At 59.6% G+C, this 17,507-nt stretch carries 16 protein-coding genes; 6 read left to right on the forward strand and 10 right to left on the reverse strand.

What is annotated here, in order from left to right; translation table 11 throughout:
* The 4 genes from tnpA to BY454_RS07675 all read right to left on the reverse strand — a co-directional run.
* The coding region (gene tnpA, locus BY454_RS17215) for an IS66 family insertion sequence element accessory protein TnpA (protein ID WP_445626101.1) at nucleotides 1-110 on the reverse strand (110 nt) is incomplete at its 3' end.
* Between the two features lie 246 nt (nucleotides 111-356).
* Entirely contained in the window at nucleotides 357-677 is a 321-nt protein-coding gene (locus BY454_RS07665) for a hypothetical protein (RefSeq protein WP_104416106.1), read from the reverse strand.
* A 54-nt stretch (nucleotides 678-731) separates the two neighbouring features.
* Nucleotides 732-1,082, reverse strand: coding sequence for an Imm8 family immunity protein (locus BY454_RS07670; protein ID WP_104416107.1), 351 nt, complete (start codon nucleotides 1,080-1,082; stop codon nucleotides 732-734).
* 102 nt (nucleotides 1,083-1,184) lie between these two features.
* Entirely contained in the window at nucleotides 1,185-1,487 is a 303-nt protein-coding gene (locus BY454_RS07675; protein ID WP_104416108.1) for an antibiotic biosynthesis monooxygenase family protein, read from the reverse strand.
* A gap of 364 nt (nucleotides 1,488-1,851) precedes the next feature.
* Here BY454_RS07675 and BY454_RS07680 point away from each other — a divergent pair, with 364 nt between their 5' ends.
* Both BY454_RS07680 and BY454_RS07685 read left to right on the forward strand, forming a co-directional pair.
* The gene (locus BY454_RS07680; protein ID WP_104416109.1) at nucleotides 1,852-2,838 is read left to right on the forward strand and encodes an integron integrase; all 987 of its coding nucleotides are present in this window, start codon (nucleotides 1,852-1,854) and stop codon (nucleotides 2,836-2,838) included.
* Between the two features lie 82 nt (nucleotides 2,839-2,920).
* Complete coding sequence (locus BY454_RS07685) at nucleotides 2,921-4,684, forward strand: diguanylate cyclase (RefSeq protein WP_104416110.1); 1,764 nt, start codon at nucleotides 2,921-2,923, stop codon at nucleotides 4,682-4,684.
* Nucleotides 4,685-4,706: 22 nt separating this feature from the next.
* Here BY454_RS07685 and BY454_RS07690 read toward each other — a convergent pair whose 3' ends face one another.
* Entirely contained in the window at nucleotides 4,707-5,129 is a 423-nt protein-coding gene (locus BY454_RS07690; RefSeq protein ID WP_258075592.1) for a YrhK family protein, read from the reverse strand.
* A 41-nt stretch (nucleotides 5,130-5,170) separates the two neighbouring features.
* Here BY454_RS07690 and imuA point away from each other — a divergent pair, with 41 nt between their 5' ends.
* Genes imuA through BY454_RS07705 form a run of 3 tightly spaced genes read left to right on the forward strand, consistent with a single transcriptional unit; the run spans nucleotide 5,171 to nucleotide 10,415 of the window.
* Nucleotides 5,171-5,860, forward strand: coding sequence for a translesion DNA synthesis-associated protein ImuA (imuA, locus tag BY454_RS07695; protein ID WP_104416112.1), 690 nt, complete (start codon nucleotides 5,171-5,173; stop codon nucleotides 5,858-5,860).
* 5 nt (nucleotides 5,861-5,865) lie between these two features.
* Entirely contained in the window at nucleotides 5,866-7,284 is a 1,419-nt protein-coding gene (locus tag BY454_RS07700) for a Y-family DNA polymerase (protein ID WP_104416113.1), read from the forward strand.
* Nucleotides 7,284-10,415: an error-prone DNA polymerase gene (locus BY454_RS07705; protein ID WP_104416114.1), complete on the forward strand. Its 3,132-nt coding sequence runs from the start codon at nucleotides 7,284-7,286 to the stop codon at nucleotides 10,413-10,415. The genes BY454_RS07700 and BY454_RS07705 overlap by 1 nt, the downstream gene beginning before the upstream one ends.
* A gap of 44 nt (nucleotides 10,416-10,459) precedes the next feature.
* Here BY454_RS07705 and BY454_RS07710 read toward each other — a convergent pair whose 3' ends face one another.
* The 5 genes from BY454_RS07710 to dbpA form a co-directional block, all read right to left on the reverse strand.
* A complete protein-coding gene (locus tag BY454_RS07710; RefSeq protein ID WP_104416115.1) occupies nucleotides 10,460-11,791 on the reverse strand; it encodes an erythromycin esterase family protein in 1,332 nt (443 codons plus the stop codon).
* Nucleotides 11,792-11,901: 110 nt separating this feature from the next.
* Nucleotides 11,902-13,224: a sodium ion-translocating decarboxylase subunit beta gene (locus BY454_RS07715; RefSeq protein WP_258075593.1), complete on the reverse strand. Its 1,323-nt coding sequence runs from the start codon at nucleotides 13,222-13,224 to the stop codon at nucleotides 11,902-11,904.
* A gap of 13 nt (nucleotides 13,225-13,237) precedes the next feature.
* Nucleotides 13,238-15,022, reverse strand: a complete 1,785-nt coding sequence (gene oadA, locus BY454_RS07720; protein ID WP_104416117.1) for a sodium-extruding oxaloacetate decarboxylase subunit alpha — start codon at nucleotides 15,020-15,022, stop codon at nucleotides 13,238-13,240.
* Nucleotides 15,023-15,062: 40 nt separating this feature from the next.
* Complete coding sequence (locus tag BY454_RS07725) at nucleotides 15,063-15,314, reverse strand: OadG family protein (RefSeq protein WP_104416118.1); 252 nt, start codon at nucleotides 15,312-15,314, stop codon at nucleotides 15,063-15,065.
* Between the two features lie 148 nt (nucleotides 15,315-15,462).
* Entirely contained in the window at nucleotides 15,463-16,836 is a 1,374-nt protein-coding gene (gene dbpA / locus BY454_RS07730; RefSeq protein ID WP_104416119.1) for an ATP-dependent RNA helicase DbpA, read from the reverse strand.
* A gap of 97 nt (nucleotides 16,837-16,933) precedes the next feature.
* On the opposite strand from dbpA, the gene BY454_RS07735 reads away from it, so the two are divergent.
* On the forward strand, nucleotides 16,934-17,470 hold the full coding sequence (locus tag BY454_RS07735; RefSeq protein WP_104416120.1) for a DUF2058 domain-containing protein: 537 nt from the start codon (nucleotides 16,934-16,936) through the stop codon (nucleotides 17,468-17,470).
* Nucleotides 17,471-17,507 lie beyond the last annotated feature (37 nt).

Genomic DNA, 17,507 nt, shown 5'->3' on the forward strand with positions numbered 1-17,507 from the left:
CTGGCGTAGCCAATGTTCTCTTGTTTGCAAAATTGCGAAGCCGAGAGGCCGCTGGCGCACTGCTGATCAACCAGGGTCTGCCACTGTTCTGGAGTACGGTGCTTTCTCATAGGGGTAACCTCATGCTGGGAAATGTGAGGTTACTGTAGGGCGAATTTCAGCAGGGCGGCAGAACGTCGTGGAATGGACGCTTACGAGCATCGGAACGTCTTGATGGGACAGCTTCCTTGCAATCAACCTCTCTGTTTCAAACAATGGCACTCATCTCTCCCTGTGCATAACGCGAAAATTCAGCGGCGCGCTTTAGCGCGTCCGGTGGAGTGGCCGAAGGCCACGGAACGAACTGCAATGCCTGGTTATGTGGGAAACGCATCGTTCTGAGTTTGTTCTGCTGGCTTAGCCACTGCTTCGAATGCCCCACCACTGCCATGATAAGTTTCAGCATGGAGATTGAACCATTGCCCACAAGCCGGACAACTGAAATAGTTGTTCACGAAGTCTCCCCAGCCGCCCCCATGGGCAATAGACTTAAACGGGTCACCCCAGGCACCAGCCCCTTCGTATTGTAGGACGCCTGCTTCTATGGCTGAGGCGGCCGTTATGATTGCTTTGGAAAGATCATCGGGCCGCTTGATCTGTTTCGGCTGAACCGCCTGTTCACAATGTTTGCAGGTCATGGGCTCCTTTCCACGTAACGCCGCCATCACGCGCTTGTCGCGTGCATGGCCTTGTTAACTGATGCTTTCCTGGTAGTCCTCAAACTCCCAGTTAAGCTGCCTACACAATTTTCTTGCAACCACATCCCAAGATTCTCCGCCACACTGCATGAGGTATTGCTGCAAAGCCTGCTCTACGGCCTTCCACTCAAATGAACCAACCAGGAGCGTCCCTTTGAGCCACGTAGCGCCTGAATTCCGTTCAAATGCTTTGGGCGTGCATACTTCAAACGAGAACACATCGGCACCCTCGGAATCAGGTGGCCCTATCTCAGCCTCTATTAGCACCCGGCAATCATCGGGGGCCGGGGGAATGCTCTCAGCGTCCAGATCCGGGCTCATCAAGCTTTTAAGTTTGGGGATCACCTCATCGTTTCCTTCAGTTAACGCCAGCCATAAACGGCGCCCTGACAAGGGCGTCCGGTGGAGGCCGAAGGCCGGAACGTATTTGATGGCATTGTTAGAAACCTACAAAGCAACGTCATGATGATGGACGGTTTCCTCGTAGTGTGACATGAGCGCCTTTACCTGTTCCGGGACGACAGCCTGCTCGAAATTTGGACCAGCAAAGTTTTTTACGGCGTCGAGAGATTCAAACCAGAATATAGTTGTGAATTCCACGTTTTCATCAGCTTCGCGTCGCAGTAGGTTGGTACTGACGTACCCCTCAACCCCCTGGGTAACTTTTGGCAGAACAGTATTCTTGAAAAGCTCCTCGTAGACCGAGGCATTTTCGTGAGTGGTCCATCCTTTCCAAATTCGAGCAATCACCTCGATCTCTCCCTGATTTCTAACAGCTAATTATACGAACCCGTTCATCTTTCACGCATTCGCATAATTCCAGAATTTTCCGGGGAGAACCGGAAAGGCATTCCTGAAGGGAAACAGCCACATAACTCCAATCCACCACGGCTACCGCAGGAGTTATGCGCCCTGTTTTGAGCCACCCCTGCTCACGTTCTTGGGCGTATAACTCCGCCCGACTCCTTTGCTGTTTCCAACCTTATCAGAAGGTTATCGCGATTTCCCGGGTCTTTTGCGAATCCGTTCGTATAACTCCGCCTGCAGTCCTGGGTTGACAACTGCCTGGCACGATATACTGTATATCCATACACACAAAAGGAGAGCCCCGGATATGGACATCCGCACGCCCATTCCCCCGCAATCCACCCGCTTTCTGGATCGTCTCCGCAATTTCATTCGCCTGCGAGGTCTGGCCTACAAAACGGAACAAACCTACGTGTTCTGGATTAAACGTTTTATCCGCTTCCACGGCCGCCGGCACCCGGAAACCATGGGCACCGCCGAGGTAGAAGCATTTCTATCGCACTTGGTACTGCAAGCCAACGTCAGTGTTGGCACGCAAAGGGTTGCCCTAAATTCACTGATCTTTCTGTACCGCGAATTTCTCGGCACTCCGATTGAAGATCTCCAGTATGAAAAGTCCAGAAAACCCAAAAAGCTGCCAGTGGTGTTTAGCCCGGAAGAGGCAGCCAGCGCCATTGGCAACCTGGAAGGTGAATACAAACTGATTGCCATGCTGATTTACGGCGCAGGTCTGCGCATCAATGAAGTGCTTCGACTACGCGTGAAGGATGTGGACTTTGGCATGCAGCAGCTCATTGTCCGGGATGGCAAGGGCGGTAAAGACCGAATCACTTTATTACCAGATCGCCTTGTAGGGCCATTACAGCAGCAAATCAATGCCGCCCTTCATCTTCACAAGGCGGACCTGGCTCGTGGTTTTGGCTCGGTCTATATGCCGGCAGGACTTGCCCAAAAATATCCCAGCGCCAGCCAGGAACCGGACTGGCAGTATGTATTCCCTGCTCCAGACTTATCGGTTGATCCCCGCTCAGGCGTTAAAAGGCGGCACCACATGCTGGATCGCACAGTCCAGAAGCATTTCCGAATCGCCATCCGGGCAGCTGGCATTCGCAAGCCGGCAGGCAGCCATACTTTTCGGCACAGTTTTGCTACCAGACTGCTGGAGGCGGGGTATGACCTGCGCACAATCCAGAAATTGCTGGGCCATTCCGACGTACGCACCACAGAGATCTACACCCACGTAGTCCGAAAAGGTGGTTTTGGTGTACGCAGCCCGGTTGATGAGGCTTTCTAATCGCTGGAAGCGCAGGGCCCACAAAATGACAGAGCGAGCATTTGCCTATAACCTTAGTGGGTCAACGTAGGGATACTTTTACATGCACCGGCACTGGCTGCTCAGCCTCCTTTTGATTATTGCGAACTTTGCGGGCCAGGCTCTGGCCCAAACCGGTGATGGGGGCCCTTCTGTACCGGTTCTGGATGTTCGTACGGTGCATGAAAGCGCAATCACGGATCAGGTTGCCTTTGTTGTGGAAAAGGGAACCACGCTCTCTGTTGACGAACTCCAGTCGCTGATTCGGGAAAACCCCGCCGTTCTGCAATACACCAAAACCAGTGTACTGGCCCGGGGCATCGATTCCGGGGCGATCTGGCTCGTGGCGATGGTGCTCAACCCCACCAACGAAAGCGTGTTACGGCGAGTGTCGGTGCGTACGGGCTGGCTGGAGCGGGTCGATTTCTTTTTTGTGCCCTCCGGGCGCCGGCCTCAACAGTTTGTGAGTGGCGATGCCCTTCCCCTGAATCAGCGCTCCATCCCCAAGCGCATTGCCAGTGCCGATTTTTCGTTTGAACCCGGCGAGACTCAGTTGCTGGTTCGAGTGGAGACGGCCGATCCCATGGTTGCTCCGCTGTACATGTCCACTATGGCCATCAGCCAGGACCACGAGCAGTTCGAGACAGTATTCTACAGCTTTGTCTATGGCGTCATGTTTGCGTTATCGGCGCTTACGTTGATGCTGTTCCTGGTTATCCGCAAGCCGCGCTACCTGAGTTATTCGCTTTACACAGGCAGCTTTGTGGCCATGACGGCCTCTTACAACGGCATCGGCATGGCGCTCCTCTGGCCCGACGCCACTGCCTGGCAACAGTGGGCACCACCGTTACTGATGCTGTGTTTCACCAGCTCCGGGCTGGTGTTTGCCATGAACTTCCTTAATACCCGCCACCACAGGCCGCTACTGCATCGTGGCATTCAAGCAATCATCCTGGGGTATTTTGCGCTACTCAGTGTTTTCTTCGTTCTGGGCAACCAGGGGCATGCTCTGAAGCTGGCGTTTGTGGTGGTGCCGATATTCAGCGGCCTGATGCTCTATATGGGCATATCAAGCTGGATGGGGGGCAATCAGTCCGCACGCTACTTCATGTTCGGCACATTACTTTCGGCGATTGGGGCATCGATTACGGCGTTAACGGTGGCAGGCCTTGTACCTTACACCAAGCTCGGCTTCTACGCGGTGGATATCGGTATGGTGGGGGACGCTCTGCTGCTCATGCTGGCCCTGGCCGACCTGGTGCGCAAGAACGAGGAAGCCCGGTTAATCGCCGAGCGGACCGCAAGGATTGATCTGCTGACCGGGCTTAACAACCGCCGGGGGTTTCTGCCGGTTGCCGAGTCACTGTGGAACCTGGTTAGCCGCCAACACCGGCCCATCTGCGTGGTCATGGCGGACATTGATCATTTCAAGGACATTAATGATCAATACGGCCATGCCACGGGCGATAAGGTGTTGAAAGCCATCGCCAGCGAACTCGACCGTTCTTCCCGCGAGAGTGATATTCTGGCCCGTTGGGGCGGTGAGGAATTCATGCTTTTGTTGCCGGAAACCGATGAAGCGGAAGCCTTCCAGGTGGTTGAACGTTTTCGCCGCAACGTTGAGCAACTGGTGGTCAAAGACCGGGGCAATGAGATTCGGTGCACCATCAGCGCCGGAATCGCTGGCCGAGACGCCACTCACATCACCCTGAACCAGGTCATTATCAGAGCCGATGAAAGGCTCTACCAGGCCAAAGTGCAGGGCCGCAACCAGACCTGCTTCAACACCCCTCCAGATCTGCCTGATGAAGCCCTTGCTCAGGCATGAATAGTGGTGCCCTGAAAAATGGCTAAGACTCCCAGTTACTTTCCGGAATACGCTGTATGTGAATGTGGCTCGCCAGCCGAATGGCGGGGCGTACCAGAAACTGGAAGCTGCCGATGATAAACAGCCATATGGCGGCTTTTTCATACTCTGGGAAGAGGAACAGGATGCTGCCAATCAGGAACCAGACGGCGATACAGAAGTCATTGGCAATGCTGATCACTTCATACCGCCGCCGTATTACCAGCTCTTCCTTTCCCAGCTTTACCGTCATTGGATTGTCAGCCTGATTCTCAACCATGAAATCCCCTGTTCCACGTTTTGAAGAAGCAGCGAGGCCCGCCAGCGCGTAGCCAGGATCACTGGCTTTGCCCTCGCCATTTCTGGTTCTTTTTAAAAAGTGGTCTCGGACCTCAGCTTTATCAACCCATCCTTGCAATCCGGTCATTTTCGAAATACTGTATATTTAAACAGTATTCGGAGATTGCCATGAGCGAGTTACTGAGCACCCTGCTGCACGACGCCCGGGTGTGGCAGGGCCACCGTCACCACAGCACCACACAACCGGCTGAAACCACGGGTTACCAGGCGCTCGACAACCAGCTTGGCGGCCTGGGCTGGCCCCGTGGGGCGCTCAGCGAATGTCTGCTGGACGCCAGTGGTATCGGCGAATTGCAGCTGGTGATGCCGTTGATGAAGCGCATGACCGAAGCCGGGAAAACCGTGTTCTGGCTGAACCCGCCCCACACACCCTACGCCCCTGCCCTGGCCCGTGAAGGCGTTGGGCTGGATATCCTCGTGGTGATTCATACCGAAGACGCCAGTGATTTCCTGTGGACGCTGGAAAACTGCCTGCGCTCGCCGGTCACCGGGCTGGTGCTGGCCTGGCCGGGCAAGCTGGCCACTCGGGATGTTCGCCGCCTGCAACTGGCTTCCGAAGCCGGCCAGAATGTCTGCGTGCTGTTCCGGGAGCGCCGGCAGGCCGAGCAGAACTCCCCGGCGGCGTTGCGCCTGGAACTGGTGCCGGATGAGCAGCAGGCACTGAAAGTGAATGTGCTCAAGCGCCGTGGCAGCTGGTCTGGCCAGCGCTGCACCCTGGCCATGGCCCACCGGGCAGACATCCATGTGCAGAATTCGCCCCGGGTCGTTCAGGGCCCCTGGCCCGTCACCGCACGGTAATTGTCATGCTCTGGCTTTACCTGCATTTCCCCCACCTGCTGCTGGACCACGTTCGCCGCAGCCAGCCCATCGAGAACGCCCTGGTGATTGTTGAAGGCACCGGGCAGCACGTGCTGCAGGCCTGCCCGCTGGCGCAGGATCTGGGCATTCAGCCGGGCATGCGTCTGAAAACCGCGTTGGGGCTGGCACCGGATCTGCACATTCTCCAGGCAGACCAGCAACAGCAGGCACAGCTTCTGGAAGAACAAGCCCGCTGGCTTTACCGCTATGTGGCCCACATCACCCTCGCGCAACCGGACGGCCTGTGGGCCGAGGTGAGCAGCCTGCAGCGTTTGTATGGAGGCCTGACTGCCATCTGGCAAACCGTGGAGCAGGCCCTGGCCGAACACCAGCTCACCGCCTGGGCCGCGCTGGGCCATACTCCCTTGGCGGCACGGTTGCTGGCCCGGGCCGGCAAGGGCGAATGCAGTGCCGACAAAGGCCACATCCAACGGGCCCTGTCACAGTTGCCTTTGGCCGCAGCAGAATTTGATAAAACCGCCTGCACCCGGCTGAACCGCCTGGGCCTGGAAACCCTGGGCGATGTCTTCGCCCTGCCCCAGAAAGAGCTGGCACGGCGGCTGTCTCCGGAGCTGCTGGCCACCATCCAGAAAATCCAGGGCACCCGGGCAGACCCACGCGCTCCCTGGCAGCCACCGCACCGGTTCCGCCAGAGGGCGGATTTCATCCAGGAAGTGGAGCATACCCAGGGCCTGCTGTTCGCCCTGCAACGCATTTTGGCGGAGTTGGAAGACGACCTGTGCTGGCGTCAGCAGGACACCGACACCCTCCTGCTGGTGTTGCAGCACCGTCACCAGGAACCCACCCGCTTGCGCCTTCGCACCACCGGGCCGGAACACCGGGCTGAGACGTTCATGAAGCTGATCCGCCTGAAGCTGGACCAGCAACCGCTGAGCGCGCCGGTGGTCAGCCTGGTACTGGTGGTGCGCCGGTTTATCAGCCGGGAAGCGCCGGGCGGGCAGGACTTGCTGGGCGAAACCCAGGACCTGAACGAGGCCTGGCACACACTGATCAGCCGTCTGCAGGCCCGGCTGGGCGACCAGGCACTGAAACAGCTGTCCCCTCAGGCCGATCATCGCCCGGAATTTGCCTGGTCTGCCGGGGAAGTGAAACGGTCTAAAGGCTCGGGGCCGGTGAACCCGCAATCCCTGCCGCGCCGCCCGTTATGGCTGCTGCCCGGCCCCTGCCCGCTCACCGACACACCGGTGGCCTGGTTCTCCGGCCCGGAGCGTATCAGCGGCGGCTGGTGGGATGGCCAGCGGGTGCACCGGGATTACTACATTGCCCAGCTACCCAGTGGACAACTGGCCTGGGTGTTCCGGGATACACAGAACGCCTGGTTCGTGCACGGCTGGTTCGGGTGATGGCCATGGGTTACGCGGAACTGTGCTGTTTCAGCAATTTCACCTTCCTGACCGGCGCCTCTCACCCGCAGGAGCTGGCCGAGCGTGCTGCCGAGCTGGGCTACCGTGCCCTGGCCATCACCGACGCCTGTTCGGTGGCCGGTATTCCCCGGGCCTGGGCCGCGCTGAAAGACAGCCCGGTGAAGCTGATTACCGGCAGTTGGTTTGCCCTGGAAGACGCCCCGCCTAGCGCCGCCACACCGGAATTCGTGTTGCTGGCCCGCACCCGCAAGGGCTACGGCCAGTTGTGCCAGCTGATTACCACCGGCCGGCGACGGGCCGAGAAAGGTCAGTACCAACTGTTCGCGCAGGATCTTGAAACCCACGAGCTGGGCGATTGCCTGTGCCTGTGGCAACCGCCCTCCCCCGTCAGCGCCGATGCCGACCAGGCCCTGGCCTGCGGGCAATGGCTGCAACGGCTGTTCGAACACCGATTGAGAATCGCCGCCACGCGCACGCTGGAAGCCGGGGAAGATCAACAACTGGCGCGGGTGCGCTGGTTGGCCGATGACTTGCGCTGCCCGGTCGTGGCCACCGGTGATGTGCACATGCACAGCCGCGAACGCCAGCCCCTGCAGGATGTGCTCACTGCCCTGCGCCACCACCGCACACTGGAAACCGCCGGTCACTGCCTGTTCCAGAACGGCGAACGCTACCTTCGGCCCATCCCGGTGTTGCGACGACTGTTCCCCGAGCCCTGGCTGCGGGAAACCCTGGCCATTGCTGAAGACTGCACCTTCGAGCCCGGCAGCCTGCGCTACGAATACCCGCCCGATCTGGTGCCGGAGAACGAAACTCCGGCGGCCTTCCTGCAACGACTGACCCGCGAAGGCGAACGCCGCCGCTACCCGGATGGCACGCCCATGAAGGTGCAGGCATTAATCCGCAAGGAGCTGGGCCTGATCTCCGAGATGCGCTACGAACACTACTTCCTCACCATCCAGGACATCGTGGCCTTCGCCCGCAGCCGGGGCATCCTGTGCCAAGGGCGGGGGTCGGCGGCCAACTCGGCGGTGTGCTACTGCCTGGGCATTACCGAGGTGAACCCGGCGAACGTGGAACTGCTGTTCGAGCGCTTCATCTCCAAAGACCGGGACGAGCCGCCGGACATCGACGTGGATTTCGAACACCAGCGCCGAGAGGAAGTGATTCAATACATCTACCAACGCTATGGCCGGGAGCGCGCCGCCCTGGCCGCCACGGTGATCCGGTATCGCCCCCGCAGCGCCATCCGCGATGTAGGCAAGGCCCTGGGATTCGACGCGGCCCTGGTTGAGCAGCTGCTGGACGGCATCGACTGGCGCGACCGTGCCACCAACTGGCGCCAGCAGATTCTCGACAAGGGCCTCACCCGCAATCCGAAAGTGGCGGACCAGTTCTTCACCCTGGTGAATACCCTGCTGGGCTTTCCCCGCCATTTGTCCCAACACGTGGGCGGCTTTGTGATCAGTGCCGGGCCGTTGGCGGAACTGGTACCGGTGGAAAACGCTGCCATGGAGGGGCGCACTGTGATCCAGTGGGACAAGGACGATCTGGAAAGCCTGGGCCTGATGAAAGTGGATGTGCTGGCGCTGGGCATGCTGACCGCCATTCGCAAGGCGCTGGCGCTGGTCAGTGAGGAAAAAGGCGAGCCCTTCCGGATTCAGGACATCCCCCAGGAAGACCCGGCCACCTACGCCATGCTGCAACGGGGCGACAGCATTGGCGTGTTCCAGGTGGAATCCCGCGCCCAGATCAACATGCTGCCCCGACTGAGGCCGGAAACCTATTACGACCTGGTGATCGAAGTGGCCATTGTGCGCCCCGGCCCCATTCAGGGCGACATGGTGCACCCGTACCTGCGGCGCAAGCACGGCCTGGAGCCGGTGGATTATCCCAACGACGCCGTGCGCCAGGTACTTGAACGCACCCTGGGCGTGCCCATTTTCCAGGAACAGGTCATCAAACTGGCCATGGTGGCCGCCGGTTTCTCCGCCGGGGAGGCGGACCAGCTGCGCCGGGCCATGGCCGCCTGGAAATCCCACGGCGACCTCACGCCCTTCCGCGACAAGCTCATCAAGGGCATGCGCGAACGGGGCCACAGCGAAGACTTTGCCGAACGGCTGTACAAGCAGATCTGCGGGTTTGGTGGCTACGGTTTCCCGGAATCCCACGCCGCCAGTTTTGCGCTGCTGGTGTATGTGTCTGCCTGGCTCAAGCGGCACCACGCGGCGGCGTTCTATTGCGCCCTGCTCAACAGCCAGCCCATGGGGTTCTATTCCTCCTCCCAACTGGTGCAGGACGCCAAACGCCACCAGGTGACGGTGCTGCCGCCGGATGTTAATTACAGCGAGCAGGACCACACCCTGGAAGGCCCGGACAATCACCTGCGTCTGGGCCTGCGGCTGATTCAGGGGCTATCCGCCCAGGGTGCGGAGCGCATCCATCAGCACCGCCCGACAAGAGGCTACCGTTCCGCCGCCGAAGTGCGCCAGCTCGCCGGCCTGGACCAACGCGATATGGAAAAGCTGGCCGGGGCCAACGCCATGCCGGGTTTCACTCATAACCGCCACCAGGCTTACTGGCAACTGCTGGAACACGAAGAGCCCGCCGAGCTTTTCGCCCAAAATACCGGCATTCGGGAAACCGGAGACGACTACGAGGCAGAACCCTGCGACTATCTGCCCGAGCCCACCGAGGGTCAGAACATCCTGGCGGATTACAGTAGCCAGGGGCTCACCCTGCAGCGCCATCCCCTGGCCCTGCTGCGCGAACAGGGCCACCTGAAGCACTGTACCCAGGCCGAACAACTCAAAGGCCTGAAACCCGGCCTGCCGGTGCAGGTGGCCGGGCTGGTCACCGGGCGCCAGCGTCCGGGGTCGGCTTCCGGCGTTACGTTTGTCACCCTGGAAGACGAAACCGGCAATGTGAACGTGGTGGTCTGGCTGGAAACCGCCCGGCGCCAGCGCAAACCGCTGCTCACCGCCCGGCTGTTGCACGTGAAGGGCGTTTTGGAACGGGAAGGCGATATCGTGCATGTGATGGCCGGCAAGCTCACCAACCTGAGCCATCTGATCAACTCGTTACCCGTAAGCTCCCGGGATTTTCACTGATGGAACCGGCCCGGCGGCGTTGTTGAGCGTTTATACACGGCCTCCTACACACCAAACGGATACGTCTCCGGGGTTTCATCCAACCATTTGGAAACGTGATCCAACGGTTTCAGTGCGTGGGTCCGGTCAAAGTGGAACACGGCATCAAACTGCCTGGGCAGCTCACTCACGAAGTAATGGCTGGCGCGCTCCGAATGGGGCAGGTAGAGAACCCCGATAGCCCGCTCCAACCGGGGTGAACGCAGTATCCAGGGCGCGTCTTCCCCCAGCTTCACGAAGAAAGCCGGCTCGCCGGTTTGGTGGAACAGGTATTCGTAGCTTCCGGGCAACGCCTCCCGAACCGCCTTGTGCTGTACCTTGCCGCCCCAGGATGAAGCCGCCGAGACTGCCCCACCGTAGGTGGTGAAACCAACCAGCAATGCCTCATTGCCAAAGCGTTCTCGCGTAAGCTGGCCCACGTTGTGGTCGCCCCGCTGCCCCATCTGGGTGGCTCGGGCATCCCCCAGGTGAGAATTATGCTCCCAGACGGCGAGTTTGGCCGGTTTGCCTGCACGGGCCGAGAGGTGTTCCCTCAACGCCGCCAGGGTTTCGGTCATGTGTTCGTCGCGCAGGTTCCAGGTGTTGTCCCGTTCACCAAACATGGCCCGGTAATAATGTTCGGCGTTGCGAACCAGGCGGGCGTTCTGCTCAGCCTGGAATTGCTCGTCCCGGGCCACCATGCCATCACGTCGCACATACTCCGGCGCCTTGCGCTGAAGTTCGACCAACTGGGCCACCACTTCGTCCTCACAGGAGGGCCGGCGGCCGGTCACCACACCCAGTCCGTATTGCTGCTCATCGGTCATATGCCCCAGGCAGCCGTAATGCCGGCGGGCTTCTTCAGCCGCCTCGGCATCCACCGAATCCAGGTAGGCCAGCACCGCATCAATGGACTCATACAGGCTGTACATATCCAACCCGTAGAAACCTACCCGGCGCTCCGGCGGCAAGGAATCATTATGGGCGCGGAGCCATTCGATGAATTCCAGCACTTCCGTGTTGCGCCACATCCACAACGGAAACCGCTGGAAATCCTCCAGCGCCTGCTCGGCCGACGTGTCTTCACCCAGGCCCTGAACATAACGGTTCACCCGGTAGGCCGCCGGCCAGTCGGCTTCCACAGCCACTGCCTGCAAGTCCTGCTCAAGGATCAAACGCTTGGTGATCTGGGCCCGGGCTTCGTAGAACTCGTGGGTGCCGTGGGAGGCTTCGCCCAAAAGAATCAGGGATTTGTTTCGGCCCAACTGCAGAATCGGGTCGTAATCTTCCGGCCGGTTTTTAAGTGGCACCAGCGCCTGCTTGAGTTCCTGCAGCGATTGGTTCGTGCTTTCAGTCATCAGAGACCTCCCTCGGGTTGCCTCTTTCCTCATTTCACTCAGTGTAGCAATGCCTGAAACGAAAAAACCCCGCCGAAGCGGGGTTTTCTCAGTGCCATGGTGGGAATGAATCAGCCCAACAGCTTGATCATCACACCGGCAGCCACCGCAGAGCCGATAACACCGGCCACGTTCGGGCCCATGGCGTGCATCAGCAGGAAGTTATGCGGGTTGGCTTCCAGGCCCACCTTGTTGGACACCCGCGCGGCCATAGGCACGGCGGAGACACCGGCCGAACCGATCAGCGGGTTGATCTGTTCCTTGGTCAGCTTGTTCATCAGCTTGGCCATCAACACACCGCAGGCGGTGCCAATGCCGAAGGCCACGATGCCCAGCGCCAGGATGCCCAGGGTCTGACCATCCAGGAACTTGTCGGCCATCAGCTTGGAGCCCACGGACAGGCCCAGGAAGATGGTCACGATGTTGATCAGTGCATTCTGGGCAGTGTCACTCAGACGCTCCACCACGCCGCACTCGCGCATCAGGTTACCGAAGCAGAACATACCCAGCAGCGGTGCCGCATCCGGCAGGAACAACACCACGGCAATCAGCACCACCATCGGGAAGAAAATCTTCTCCTTGCGGCTGACCGGACGCAGCTGGTTCATCTTGATGGCGCGCTCTTTCTCGGAGGTCAGCGCCTTCATGATCGGCGGCTGGATCATCGGCACCATCGCCATGTAGGCGTAGGCCGAGACCGCAATGGCACCAATCAGGTGGGGAGCCAGTACGCTTGAGACGTAGATGGACGTGGGACCGTCCGCACCACCGATAATACCGATGGCGGCGGCTTCCAGGATGGTGAAGTCCAGAACGCCGGTCCAGTCCAGCAGGGCCGCGCCCAGAACGGTGCCGAAGATACCGAACTGTGCGGCAGCGCCCAGCAGCAGGGTTTTCGGGTTTGCCAGCAACGGACCGAAGTCGGTCATGGCGCCCACACCCATGAAGATGAGCAGCGGGCCGACGGTACTGCCTATCACCACCTGGTAGAAGTTGTACAGCATGCCGTGGCCGTAGCCGAAGTCAGAGGCCAGGTTGTTGGCCATGGCGATTTCCGCCGAGCTGGCTTCCTTGAAGGCGTGCTTGAACGTTTCCATCACTTCCGGCGTCACCGCCTGCCCGGCCTGGTAGGACACATCCAGGGCGCCAGCCAGGGCCGCCAGCACTTCCGGCTTGGCAAAGTGGATCGCGTTCTCAGCCGCAGACAGGGCCAGCCCTGCCTCCGGGATGTTCGCCAGGATGCCACCGAAGCCAATCGGCACCAGCAGCAATGGCTCAAAGCCCTTGCGGATCGCAAGGAACAGCAGCAACAGGCCAATGGCAATCATCACCACCTGACCCAGTTCTATGTTGAACAGGCCACTGCCTGTCCACAGCGTCATTAATTTATCCATGGAATGCTGGCCCTTATGCGATTGTCAGCATTTCATCATCAACAGCGACGGCATCACCGACCTTGATGAAGATTTCACCCACGGTGCCGGCTTTCGGCGCCCGCACTTCGGTTTCCATTTTCATGGCTTCCAGGATGATCAGCACATCGCCTTCCTCAACCTGGTCGCCCGGCGATACTTCCACTTTCCAGATGTTACCGCCCAGAGGCGCCTTGACCGGCTCGCCTTCACCCGCCGCCGGCACAGCACCGCCGGCAGCCGGAGCGGCGGCCGCACCGCCCTGACCTTCAATCTGGGTAATCTCGCCGCCTTCGCTGACAGCCACCACGTACTTCTGGCCGTTGACTTCCACGGTGTAGGTTTCGGGACCTTCGGATTTCCTGGCCGGCAAGGCATCATCGGCGCTCGGCACCGGCTCGAAGGCATCCGGGTTGCCCCGGTTTTCCAGGAACTTCAGGCCAATCTGCGGGAACAACGCGTAGGTCAGAACGTCGTCCACTTTCTGGTCCGCCAGTTCGAAGCCTTTTTCCTTGGCCAGCTCGTCCAGTTCACCGGTCAGTTTGTCCATTTCCGGCTCAATCAGGTCGGCCGGACGGCAGGTGATCGGCTCGGCGCCGTCCAGAACACGGTCCTGCAGTTCCTTGTTGAACGACGAGGGCGCGGAGCCGTATTCGCCTTTCAGAATGGCCGAGGTTTCCTTGGAGATGGACTTGTAGCGCTCGCCGGTCAGTACGTTCAGTACCGCCTGGGTGCCGACAATCTGGGAGGTCGGGGTCACCAGCGGGATGTAGCCCAGGTCTTCGCGCACTTTGGGAATTTCCGCCAGCACGTCGTCAAACTTGTCGATGGCGTTCTGCTCTTTGAGCTGGCTTTCCATGTTGGTCAGCATGCCACCGGGTACCTGGGCGGTCAGGATGCGGGAATCCACGCCGCGCAGGCTGCCTTCAAATTTCGCGTATTTCTTGCGCACTTCCCGGAAGTAGCCAGCGATTTCCTCCAGCAGGTGCAGGTCCAGGCCAGTGTCGCGGTCGGTGCCTTCCAGGATGGCCACCACAGATTCGGTGGGCGAATGGCCGTAGGTCATGCTCATGGAGGAGATAGCGGTGTCCACGTTGTCGATGCCAGCTTCCGCCGCTTTCAGTGCGGTGGCGGTGGACATGCCGGTGGTGGCGTGACACTGCATGTGCACCGGTACTTTCAGTTCTTTCTTCAGCTGGCTAACCAGGTCGTAGGCCACGTAAGGCTTCAGCAGACCGGCCATGTCCTTGATGGCGATGGAATCAGCGCCCATGGACTCGATTTCTTTCGCCAGATCCACCCACATGTCGATGGTGTGCACCGGGCTGGTGGTGTAGGAGATGGTGCCCTGGGCGTGCTTGCCAGTCTTGCGCACGGCTTTGATGGCAGTGTCCAGGTTGCGTGGGTCGTTCATGGCATCGAAGATGCGGAACACGTCCACGCCGTTTTCGGCGGCACGATCGACAAACCGCTCTACCACATCATCCGCGTAATGGCGGTAGCCCAGCAGGTTCTGGCCGCGCAGCAGCATCTGTTGCGGGGTGTTGGGCATGGCCTTCTTGAGTTGGCGGATGCGGTCCCAGGGGTCTTCGCCCAGGTAACGGATACAGGCATCAAAGGTAGCGCCGCCCCAGGATTCCAGTGACCAGAAGCCCACCTGGTCCAGTTTTTCCGCGATCGGGAGCATGTCGTCCAGTCGCATGCGGGTGGCAAGCAGGGATTGGTGCGCGTCGCGCAGAATTACGTCCGTAATCCCCAGCGGTTTTTTGGTGTCAGTCATCGTGTCAGCCTTCTGTTAAAAGGTTCTAATCGGTTTACCGTCACTTCTTGTGGCGCGAGCGGTATTTAGCAATCGCCTTCTTGATCGCCTCGGCGGTGTCGGGATCAACCGACGCAGGCGCCTTGGGCTTGGCACGCTGGGTGCGGGCCGGGGTCACCGGCTCTGGCGGCGCAAACCGCAGAATGAGTTTCGACATGAATGTGGTTGCGAAGACCAGAATCACCAGGAACGCAAACACAAAGCCCATGCCGGCAATCATCAGATCCACGGCTTGTGACATCAGCTCATTCATAGCGAACAGCTACCTGTAGTGATGGATGTAATTTAACCAAAAGTCTCGTTCAATCTACCGGTTTACTACCCCTCCGGCAAGCAGGATAACCGCATCCATACGCAGTTACCGAAGGCATTTTACCCGCAGATTGTTAACAATAAAACACTCAGGCATACCGAACAGGGATTTTTCTGCCTTTTATTCGTCCACTTTTCAATCGATTCAGCGCCTGATGTGCATATTCCGCCTCAATTGCAACGAATGTCTGGAACTCGAACCGATCAATTTTGCCAACAATCTTTCCAGGCAATCCGGCATCCCCGGTTAATGCCCCCAGAATATCGCCCGGGCGCACTTTGTCTTTGCGGCCACCGGCAATGCACAGCGTTCTCATGGCGGGCTTCAACGGTGACAGCGGAGTAGCCAGCAATGCTTCGGAATCGCCCCACTCCACCGCTTGCTCACGACTGCTCTCCAACTGGCTAACCTTGTGCCCCCTGGCGGGGGTACACAGCGTCACCGCAAGCCCCTGCTCCCCAGCCCGGCCGGTGCGGCCGATGCGATGGGTATGCACTTCCGGGTCCCGGGCGAGCTCGGCGTTGATAACCAGCGGCAGGGCCTTGATATCCAGCCCCCGCGCGGCCACATCGGTGGCCACCAGCACCGAACAGCTCTGGTTGGCAAAGCGAACCAGCACACTGTCCCGCTCCCGCTGTTCCAGATCGCCATGCAGCGCCAGGGCGGAGAACCCGGCCTGCTTAAGGGCCTCGGCCATGTCGTCGCAATCCCGCTTGGTGGCACAGAACACAATGCATGACGCCGGCTGCCATTTGGACAACACCGACATGACTGCCTTTGTTTCCTGGCCGGCGGCAATCTCATAGAACAGCTCCCGGATATCCGGGTTCTGCTCTACCGCCTCCACGCGAACATCGACCGGCTCCCGCTGGTACTGGCCACTGAGCTTACGAATCGCCGCTGGCCAGGTGGCCGAGAACATGAGCGTCTGCCGCTCGGCAGGGGCGTGGGAGAGGATGTCTTCCATCGCTTCCTGAAAGCCCATGTCCAACATGCGGTCGGCCTCGTCCAACACCACAGTGGATACTTTATCGAGCTTAAGCGTGCCTTTGCGCAGGTGATCCTGGATGCGTCCCGGCGTTCCCACCACAATGTGTGCGCCATGGGCGAGCGAACCAATCTGCGGGCCAATGGCGACACCGCCACAGAGTGTCAGCACCTTGATGTTGTCCCGCGCCCGAGCCAACTCGCGCAGGGATTTGGCCACCTGGTCCGCCAGCTCGCGGGTCGGGCACAGCACCACCGATTGCACCGCAAACAGTTTTGGCCGCAACGCTTCAACCAGCCCAATACCGAAGGCGGCGGTTTTGCCACTGCCGGTACGCGCCATGGCGATCACGTCCCTCCCGGCCAGGCAATGAGGCAAGGCGGCAGCCTGAATATCGGTGGGCTGACTGAAACCCAGTTGCTTGAGATTGACGGTCATGGCCTTCGATAGGCCAAATTCGTTAAAGGAAGGCATAAAAGAGAATCCTGGGCAGCCGCATGGCTGGTTATAGAGGCTTGGATGTGCGGGTATACTACACCATGTTCCAGACACACATTGAGTGGAGTTACTGATGTCATCCCTGCAGGATCAGTTATTGAAAGCCGGCCTGGCCGATGAAAAGAAGGCCAAGGCCATTCGCTCGGAAAAACGCAAAAAGCGCAAACAACAGCCCAAGGGCCACGTGGAGGTGAACGAGGCGGAAATCCGCGCCCGCCAGGCTCGGGAAGAAAAAGCCGAGCGCGACCGCCAGTTGAATCTGGAGCGGAAGAAAGAGGCCGAGAAAAAGGCGATCCAGGCCCAGATCCGTCAGCTGGTGGAAACCAATCGGCTGGACCGCAGCCGGGGCGAAACCTCTTACCAGTTCGTCGATGGCAAGAAAATCAAGAAGATCCTGGTGGACGACACCATGGTGGACCAGCTATCCCGGGGCCGTCTGGCAGTGGTCGCCTTTGGCGAGAGCTACGAAGTGGTGCCCGAAAAAGTCGCCCGCAAGATCATGGAGCGGGATGAATCGGCGGTGGTCTCGCTGCACGATCGCCAACAGGACGACGTGGGCGAAGACGACCCTTATGCGGGGTATGAGATTCCCGACGACCTTATGTGGTAAGCCTGGCGAGCGCCACGCGTCCAGGACCCGGTAATTA

It is taken from the genome of Marinobacter persicus, assembly GCF_002934325.1.
In the GTDB taxonomy this organism is placed as follows: Bacteria; Pseudomonadota; Gammaproteobacteria; order Pseudomonadales; family Oleiphilaceae; genus Marinobacter; species Marinobacter persicus_A.

Coding starts and splice junctions, on each gene's coding strand:
- BY454_RS07665 (WP_104416106.1), bottom strand. CDS start 677: ATGACCTGCAAACATTGTGAACAGGCGGTTCAGCCGAAACAGATCAAG.
- BY454_RS07680 (WP_104416109.1), top strand. CDS start 1,852: ATGGACATCCGCACGCCCATTCCCCCGCAATCCACCCGCTTTCTGGAT.
- BY454_RS07685 (WP_104416110.1), top strand. CDS start 2,921: ATGCACCGGCACTGGCTGCTCAGCCTCCTTTTGATTATTGCGAACTTT.
- BY454_RS07690 (WP_258075592.1), bottom strand. CDS start 5,129: ATGACCGGATTGCAAGGATGGGTTGATAAAGCTGAGGTCCGAGACCAC.
- imuA (WP_104416112.1), top strand. CDS start 5,171: ATGAGCGAGTTACTGAGCACCCTGCTGCACGACGCCCGGGTGTGGCAG.
- BY454_RS07700 (WP_104416113.1), top strand. CDS start 5,866: ATGCTCTGGCTTTACCTGCATTTCCCCCACCTGCTGCTGGACCACGTT.
- BY454_RS07705 (WP_104416114.1), top strand. CDS start 7,284: ATGGCCATGGGTTACGCGGAACTGTGCTGTTTCAGCAATTTCACCTTC.
- BY454_RS07710 (WP_104416115.1), bottom strand. CDS start 11,791: ATGACTGAAAGCACGAACCAATCGCTGCAGGAACTCAAGCAGGCGCTG.
- BY454_RS07715 (WP_258075593.1), bottom strand. CDS start 13,224: ATGGATAAATTAATGACGCTGTGGACAGGCAGTGGCCTGTTCAACATA.
- oadA (WP_104416117.1), bottom strand. CDS start 15,022: ATGACTGACACCAAAAAACCGCTGGGGATTACGGACGTAATTCTGCGC.
- BY454_RS07725 (WP_104416118.1), bottom strand. CDS start 15,314: ATGAATGAGCTGATGTCACAAGCCGTGGATCTGATGATTGCCGGCATG.
- dbpA (WP_104416119.1), bottom strand. CDS start 16,836: ATGCCTTCCTTTAACGAATTTGGCCTATCGAAGGCCATGACCGTCAAT.
- BY454_RS07735 (WP_104416120.1), top strand. CDS start 16,934: ATGTCATCCCTGCAGGATCAGTTATTGAAAGCCGGCCTGGCCGATGAA.